The organism is Erysipelatoclostridium sp. An173 (genome assembly GCF_002160495.1).
Lineage (GTDB): Bacteria > Bacillota_I > Bacilli_A > Erysipelotrichales > Coprobacillaceae > Thomasclavelia > Thomasclavelia merdavium.
On record NZ_NFKR01000061.1, the window covers coordinates 1 to 7335 of the forward strand.

Annotated in this window: 7 protein-coding genes and 2 pseudogenes; 5 read left to right on the top strand and 4 right to left on the bottom strand. The window is 31.3% G+C overall.

The window, feature by feature from the left end:
• The first annotated feature begins 209 nt into the window (after window positions 1-209).
• The gene (locus tag B5F09_RS13940; RefSeq protein ID WP_087374939.1) at window positions 210-422 is read left to right on the top strand and encodes a hypothetical protein; all 213 of its coding nucleotides are present in this window, start codon (window positions 210-212) and stop codon (window positions 420-422) included.
• Between the two features lie 162 nt (window positions 423-584).
• Here the strand turns inward: B5F09_RS13940 and B5F09_RS13945 are convergent, their stop codons facing one another.
• The 4 genes and pseudogenes from B5F09_RS13945 to B5F09_RS13960 form a co-directional block, all read right to left on the bottom strand.
• Window positions 585-1370, bottom strand: coding sequence for a transposase (locus B5F09_RS13945; protein ID WP_087374941.1), 786 nt, complete (start codon window positions 1368-1370; stop codon window positions 585-587).
• A 103-nt stretch (window positions 1371-1473) separates the two neighbouring features.
• On the bottom strand, window positions 1474-2286 hold the full coding sequence (locus B5F09_RS13950) for an HAD family hydrolase (protein ID WP_087374943.1): 813 nt from the start codon (window positions 2284-2286) through the stop codon (window positions 1474-1476).
• Window positions 2279-3312 (bottom strand): annotated as a pseudogene (locus B5F09_RS13955) (M42 family metallopeptidase). Before B5F09_RS13955 ends, B5F09_RS13950 begins: the two are co-directional and overlap by 8 nt.
• The gene (locus B5F09_RS13960; protein WP_087303442.1) at window positions 3309-3746 is read right to left on the bottom strand and encodes an Rrf2 family transcriptional regulator; all 438 of its coding nucleotides are present in this window, start codon (window positions 3744-3746) and stop codon (window positions 3309-3311) included. The pseudogene B5F09_RS13955 and the gene B5F09_RS13960 overlap by 4 nt, the downstream one beginning before the upstream one ends.
• Before the next feature lie 150 nt (window positions 3747-3896).
• On the opposite strand from B5F09_RS13960, the gene B5F09_RS13965 reads away from it, so the two are divergent.
• The 4 genes and pseudogenes from B5F09_RS13965 to B5F09_RS15485 form a co-directional block, all read left to right on the top strand.
• Window positions 3897-6332 (top strand): YhgE/Pip domain-containing protein, encoded by a 2436-nt coding sequence (locus B5F09_RS13965; protein WP_087374945.1) that lies wholly within the window; start codon window positions 3897-3899, stop codon window positions 6330-6332.
• Window positions 6333-6385: 53 nt separating this feature from the next.
• On the top strand, window positions 6386-6829 hold the full coding sequence (locus B5F09_RS13970; RefSeq protein ID WP_087357834.1) for a hypothetical protein: 444 nt from the start codon (window positions 6386-6388) through the stop codon (window positions 6827-6829).
• Between the two features lie 80 nt (window positions 6830-6909).
• Window positions 6910-7077: pseudogene (locus B5F09_RS13975) on the top strand (AAA family ATPase); the annotation flags it as partial.
• 102 nt (window positions 7078-7179) lie between these two features.
• Window positions 7180-7335, top strand: a 156-nt coding sequence (locus B5F09_RS15485) for a transposase (protein WP_158095864.1), incomplete at its 3' end; no start/stop codon positions are given.

The following is a 7335-nucleotide window of genomic DNA, read 5'->3' on the forward strand; positions in this document are numbered from 1 at the left end:
ATTCACTCCTTTACAGGAAAGAATTATATCAAAAAAGATTACCCTGATTAATGCAAAGTGTAACCACTTATCTGCAACAATTTGGGTAATCTTATTTTAACTTTTATACGAGGTAAGTCGGTTGCTTTACATCGCAATGTAGGAGCGATGATTTCAAAAGAAATATATATTAAGCGCAAGAACGTGCGCACTAAAAGGAGAAAAGTTAAATGAACGCAGAAGATTTTATTAAACTGGCCGAATATATAAAAGAAAATTATGTTCCTAAAGAAGGCAGCAGCGATAAATGTTTTGAAGATTATCTGTATGCAATATTAAAAGATATCCAAATAAATCTTGATGAAATAGCCAGAAGTATAAAAAAGATATCTAGTGATGATAAAGATCCTACATCAATACTGGATATTGATGTAGAGGTATAGTAAAAAACAGTCTGATTGATATTATTAAAAATATTAATCAGGCTGTTTTAATAATATTTATAATAAAATAATTTAAATATAATAGTTAAAATAATTTGACTATCATAATTAATTTATAAAAATCTTCTTCAAAAATAACTAATTTAATTTGAAAATAATTAGCTAATATAATTCGCTAATCAACACAAAAAGCCAGAATTCATATTCATCCAGCTTTGTATAATATTCAAGAAACAGGTCATACCATCTTTGAATTTCTGTCTTTCTTTTCCCTCTGCCATATACCATTTTTATATCATCATTAATCATCGTTTCCATAAGATATTGTACTATATAGCCAATCTCCTGTGCACAGTAAAAATAATGATATGGAAAGTCAAATCCTCTTTCCATGTTCATCTGAATGATTGAATCTGTTATCTTAGAAAACAGTTTCATTCTTGCATTGAGGATTCTTGCCTTATATACAAAGGAATATTTGTTTGCATTGGCTTCTATTTTGGTACCATCAATATATTGAATTGATTTGTCAACATTCATGAGATTACAGATATTGTTGACTATATCAAAAAAGATATGGTCAATATCATCAATAAGATAATTCTTCATGAATCGTTCAAAAGCCATATGGCTAGGAGTTGCCTCCTGCATGATATACATGAATCTAATATCATGCTTACATAAAGATTCCAGATTTCTTACATCACAGTCACTGACCATTCTTGCAAAGAGAACAGCCTTAAGAAGCAATACGTTATCATATCCCTTTCTACCACGACGCTCATCTCTTTTTAGATATTTCTTAAGATTCACTCCTTCCAGCGCCTTTAAGAAAGAAACAACCTCATCGTCAGGATTAATTTTTATACCCAAATCTAGTGGCAAAGATAACTGAATTGCGTTATAATTATCAGTGTAATTAGATTGCATAAAATTTAAAGATTCCATAATCTAATTATACCAAAAACGACAATGATAATCATTAAAGATAATCATTGTCGTTTTCTTTTTTAGGTAACTTTACGAATATTTATTTCGTTACAGCCCCTTTTTAAATAATCTGAAAATGTTTTAAAGCTTTGAAGATGCCATCATTTTTAACAACATCAGTGACATAAGTGGCTGCTTTTTTGGCTGCCTCTCTACCACTGCCTACACAGATACTTGTACCAGCACATTCAAACATAGGAATATCCACTTCAGCATCACCAAAAGCATAAATATCAACTTGATCTATTTGTAGATAATCTATTAATTGTTCAATGGCTTTCTTCTTATCAATATGAGGTAAAGCACAGTCACCAAATAAAGCTTCTTCTTCTTGACCACCCCAAGTTAAACATTGAAATTGTGGAAAATGCTCTTTGAAATCAAGATAATCTTGATAACTATTTAAAATATAATTGATTTTTGTAATATTTTCTTGATACATGCTTTCAGGAAATGTCATCATTGGATAAATATCACGAATTTTAATATCACCTTGATGACCATATTTTTGATAAGTAGGAACCGCTCTTGTTTCAAAATCATGGGAACCATATAAACCATCATTCCCTTCCATGAAATAACATAAATCATGACAATCTAAATAATCAGTAATTTCTTTCACTTGTGCTAATGAAAGTTTTTGATCTTTTAGCACCTTTCCTTCACATTCAATATAAGCACCATTTCCACAAATCATACCACTGACTTCAATATCTCCTACAGTTGCACGATTACGTGTTCTTCCTGTCACAACAAATACATAATGTCCTAAATCTTTCGCTTGTTTTAATGCATCTTTGCAACTTTGAGGAACGGTCCCATCATAGCTGATTAGTGTACCATCAACATCAAATAATAGTAATTTTTTATTCATGATTTTCACCTTGATGAATATAGGCAAGAACTAAGCGATACGTATTTTCTACAGCTTGGATATGTGTTCTTTCCATACCATGTGAAGCATGAACGCCCGGTCCTATTAAAGCACCTTTGATGTTTTGTCCACCTCTTAAAGCAGCAGAAACATCACTACTATAGAATGGATAAATATCAACTGCATATTGTAAATTCTCTCTTTTTGCAAGTTCTATAAATGTAGATGTGATTTCATAGTCATAAGGGCCACTGGAATCTTTCGCACAAATACTGACATCATATTCACTACAAGCTAAATCTTCTCCAATACATCCCATATCTACCGCAATCAATTCATCAACATTTGAATCAACATAGCTACTACCATGCCCCACTTCTTCAAATGTAGAAATCATAAAGTAAAGATTATGTTGAGGTTGAATATGATTTTGTGATAAATATTTCAAAACACCAAAAAGTATCGCAACACTCATTTTATCATCTAAAAATCTTGACTTAATAAATCCTGAATCAGTGAATGTTGTTTTAGGTTCAATCGCAATATAATCACCATTATCAATACCAAGCTTTTTTACATCTTCTTTTGTTTTAACGACTTCATCAAGACGAATATGCATTGTATCACATGATCTTTCTTTGTCTTTAGAATCTTTATAAACATGAGCAGCAGGTGAATTGGAAAGAATTGTTCCTGTATAAACATCATGATTTCTTGTCATAATACGACAATATTCACCATCTAATGTTGGAATAATAGGACCACCAACATTCGTAAAAGCTAAAGTTCCATCATCTTTAATACTTCTGACCATTAATCCTAGTGTATCAACATGAGCACAGAACCCAATTGTATAATCATCTTGTCCATCTACGAATATTTGTAGATTACCTTTTTTAGTCAGTTTTGTTTCAAATCCTAAATTTTGTGCTTCTTTTGACAATATTCAATGACTTCTTTAGTATAACCAGAAGGACTGTCAATCGCCATAATATCTTTTAAAATAGAAAGTATGTATTCATTCATAAATTTTCTCCTCCTTGATGGGCTGCATTTATAATTTGTGATAAAGTGATTTCATTTAATTTTTGTTTATATTGATATTCAGCAGCATTTAAATAATCAACAATAAAATCTTCTGTTTCCTTAACCTTTAAATGAGAATCAAAAACCTTATCAACCAAATGTGTTGTTTTCACAAAAGGTTCTTTTCCTTCCATAGCTTCAAAAATATCCAATAAAGAAATATTTTCAAGCGATTTTGTTAAAACAAAACCACCACGCTTATTAGCCATAGATTGAATCAAACCAGAAACAACAAGTTGTCTGGTGATTTTTTTAAGATAAGAATCTGATACCGATAGTTTTTCACTCAGTTCATGACTTTTAATGGGTTTATCATTGGCACCTATTAAAAGTAATATACAAATAGCTTGTTCGAAACTCTTTCTAATCTTCATTTTCATCACCTTCTTTTCTATTTTAACAGAAAAAAAACTCTTTGTATCTAAAAGAGTTGACAATTATTTGTAAATTTATATAATAATCTTTAGATATTTAATATCCATAGATATTAAATATCTAAAGATTATAAAGAAAGAAGGAGTTTTATGATTAAACAGGAGTGGAAGAATATTTTTCGCCATACTTGGATGAAGATTGTTCTTGTAGCGATTATCTTGATACCAAGTTTATATGCTTGTATTTTTTTAGGTTCTATGTGGGACCCATATGGAAATACAGGAAAGATTCCCGTAGCTGTGGTGAATCTTGATTTGCCAGTCAAGTATGAGAATCGTACTTTGGATGTAGGGAGAGAATTAACAGAGCGTCTTAAGGATAATACAACTATGGATTTTCAATGCGTGGATAAAAGCAAAGCACAGATGGGATTAGAGGATGGTCAATATTATATGATCATTACTATTCCTGAAGATTTTTCAAAAAATGCAACAACACTTTTAGATGAACAACCACAAAAAATGAAACTTCATTATACAACGAATCCGGGAAGTAACTACATTGCTTCTAAAATGGATGATTCAGCAATTGAAAAAATCAAATCAGAAGTTTCACAAACTGTGACAAAAACATATACTCAAACAATTTTTGAACAAATTACAACGTTAACAGATGGTTTAAAACAAGCCAATGATGGGACACATCAATTATCTGATGGAAGTCAAGCATTGGTAGATGGAAACCAACTGATTTCAGATAATCTTCAAGTTTTAGCAGACAGTACACTTTCATTTGAAAACGGAGCACAAACACTGACAAAAGGATTAAAAGATTATACGGAAGGTGTTTTAACAGTGCATAATGGTGTCTATACTTTAAAAGATGGATTGGACACATTGTATCAATCAACACAACCACTTCATGATGGAGTGGAGGCATTATCTCAGGGGTCTTCAGTATTAAACACAGGACTACAACAATATACAAAAGGTGTTTCAAGTGTTTATCAAGGAACACAACAACTTATGAAAAATCAAGAACCAATAACTCAAGGAATGCAAAGTTTGGATCAAGGAACTGATAAACTTATAGAAGGCAATCAACAGGTTTATCAAGGATTGAATCAACTCAATCAACAGTTATCTTCAATCAATACGGAACAAATACAAACAATCACACAGGCTAATGATTCTTTAAATCAAGCAACAATATTGTTGAATCAATTGATGTCTTCCAATCCATCAATGGCTCAAAAATGGATGAACCAAAAGTTAAGTGATGCAGAAGCCAAGAATATCGCTTTGAATCAACAAGATGTACAGTATCTTTTAACACATTATTCGTATATAGAATTAGAAAAAAGTGTAATCACAGGGAATCAAGAAGCTATCCGTCAATTCAGTACAAGTTTAACACAAGTGTATAAAAATACACAAAAACTAGAAAAAGGAAGCCAACAACTCCAAAGTGGTTTAGAAGACTTGAATACATCAGTGAGAACATCATTAATACCGGGTATTGAAGCTTATATGAAAGGTGTTAGTCAGATTCATGATGGTATGGGTAAATTAGAACATCAAAATCAAACATTATTGCAGGGAAGTCAACAATTAACAGATGGATTATTATCGTTTAAACAACAGACACCAGCTCTTTTTGGTGGAATAGAACAATTGAATCAAGGAGTAAAAGCATTATATGATGGTACAACCACATTAATATCTCAAAATGAAACAATCATGCAAGGATCAACACAATTAACTCAAGGTTCAACACAGATTAAAGCAGGTGCAAAACAGCTGAGTGATGGTTCATTAACATTAAGTGATGGTTTACAGACACTTCAAAATGGGACTCGAAAATTAGATGAAAGTTTGAAGGAAGGAGTAGAAAAGGCTAATTTTCATATTCAAGATTCAACGTTGGATATGATGTCCGCACCAGTAGAAACAAGTCATGAAGCGATTTCCACAGTCACAAACAATGGTCATGCGATGGCACCTTATATGATGAGCGTGGCTTTATATGTTGCTGCTTTAGCTTTTACACTTATGTATCCAATAAGAAAAGGTATAAAAAAAGCTTCATCACCATTCAAGTATTGGCTATCAAAAGCCTCTGTGATGTATAGTGTATCAACATTATCAGCTATCATTTTAATCACAAGTTTAAGATGGATATGTGGCTTTGAACCTCAACAATTATTGATGACTTATCTCTTTGCGATTATTGTTTCAGCTGCTTTTATGTCACTTGTGATGTTGTTGTCACTGACAACAGGTTATATAGGAGAATTTTTATTGTTAGTCTTTATGATTTTAAATTTAGGTGGATCAGCAGGAACTTATCCATTAGAAACATCAAGTCTATTTTATCAATGGCTACATCCATTTGTCCCTTATACTTATAGTGTCAATGGATTTAGAAAAGTCATTAGTATGACAGAAATGCCCATTACAAATGAAATCATCATCTTTTTAGGAATTCTTATGATTTGTTCACTTCTTACAATTCTTTATTATCGTTTTAAAAATAAAGAAGATAAACATCTTATTCCACAGGCATTTGAAAAAGTTAATGAATAAATATGTATATTTCTTCATTCTTTGATCTTGATATGAATATGGAGGTTAAGATGATGAAAAAAATATTAGCATTACTTTTATGTATGACTGTATTTACTGGTTGTAGTAGTCAGACAGATACATCGGATGATACAGCCAATAACAATCGTTCAACAGATAATGTGACAGAAAATGAAAATAACAATAACACACCAACTAACAAAACAGATGATTGGTATGCTCAATTTGAAAATGGCTTGAAAGAAGGAAATATTGATTATTCTTCTAAAAATGTCTTAGATGCAACAAATGTTGGTGGTGTAGAAGGTTATCGTTATGTAACGGATAATGGAAATATTGACGTTTATCGTTATGAAGATGGTGATGAGTTTGAACGTATCATGGATGAAAAAACAATTGGTGATGATAAAAAGAAAGTAGAAGTCAATGACCATATGGTGATTGTATCTGATGGGTTATCAGAAGATGTATTGGATATATTTAGAAATTTAAAATAAATAGGAAAGGTCTTGTAGAAATACAGGACTTTTTTGTACTGTTTGACTATAATATAATCAAAAAGAAAGGAAAAATCATAATGAAGCTTATCACAACAGGAACAGAAAATTTTAAAGAATTCATTGATAAGATTTATTATTATGTTGATAAGACAATGCTTATAGATGATGTCTTAAGCGATAAGGTCATGTTGTATACAAGCCCTAGACATTTTGGAAAGACATTAAACATGAGTATGCTTTATTATTGATGCTAGAATAAAAACTGGACTGGTTAAATGGAAGAACTAGCTAGTATATGGTACAATGTCATAAGCTTAAATCAAAAAACAGGAAAGAGGTATATGACAATGACTAAACCAACATTTACAGATGAATTTAAACAGGGAGTAGTTCGATATGTATTAGATCATCCTAACGAATCTAAAGTAGCAGTTGCTAAAAAGTTTGGTATTGCTGACAGCACAGTCCATAAATGGCTTAAAGATGCCAATAATAATGACGGT

What these genes read in the sequence shown, in the direction of transcription:
- B5F09_RS13940 (WP_087374939.1), top strand. Translation starts at nt 210, where the DNA reads ATGAACGCAGAAGATTTTATTAAACTGGCCGAATATATAAAAGAAAAT.
- B5F09_RS13945 (WP_087374941.1), bottom strand. Translation starts at nt 1,370, where the DNA reads ATGGAATCTTTAAATTTTATGCAATCTAATTACACTGATAATTATAAC.
- B5F09_RS13950 (WP_087374943.1), bottom strand. Translation starts at nt 2,286, where the DNA reads ATGAATAAAAAATTACTATTATTTGATGTTGATGGTACACTAATCAGC.
- B5F09_RS13960 (WP_087303442.1), bottom strand. Translation starts at nt 3,746, where the DNA reads ATGAAGATTAGAAAGAGTTTCGAACAAGCTATTTGTATATTACTTTTA.
- B5F09_RS13965 (WP_087374945.1), top strand. Translation starts at nt 3,897, where the DNA reads ATGATTAAACAGGAGTGGAAGAATATTTTTCGCCATACTTGGATGAAG.
- B5F09_RS13970 (WP_087357834.1), top strand. Translation starts at nt 6,386, where the DNA reads ATGAAAAAAATATTAGCATTACTTTTATGTATGACTGTATTTACTGGT.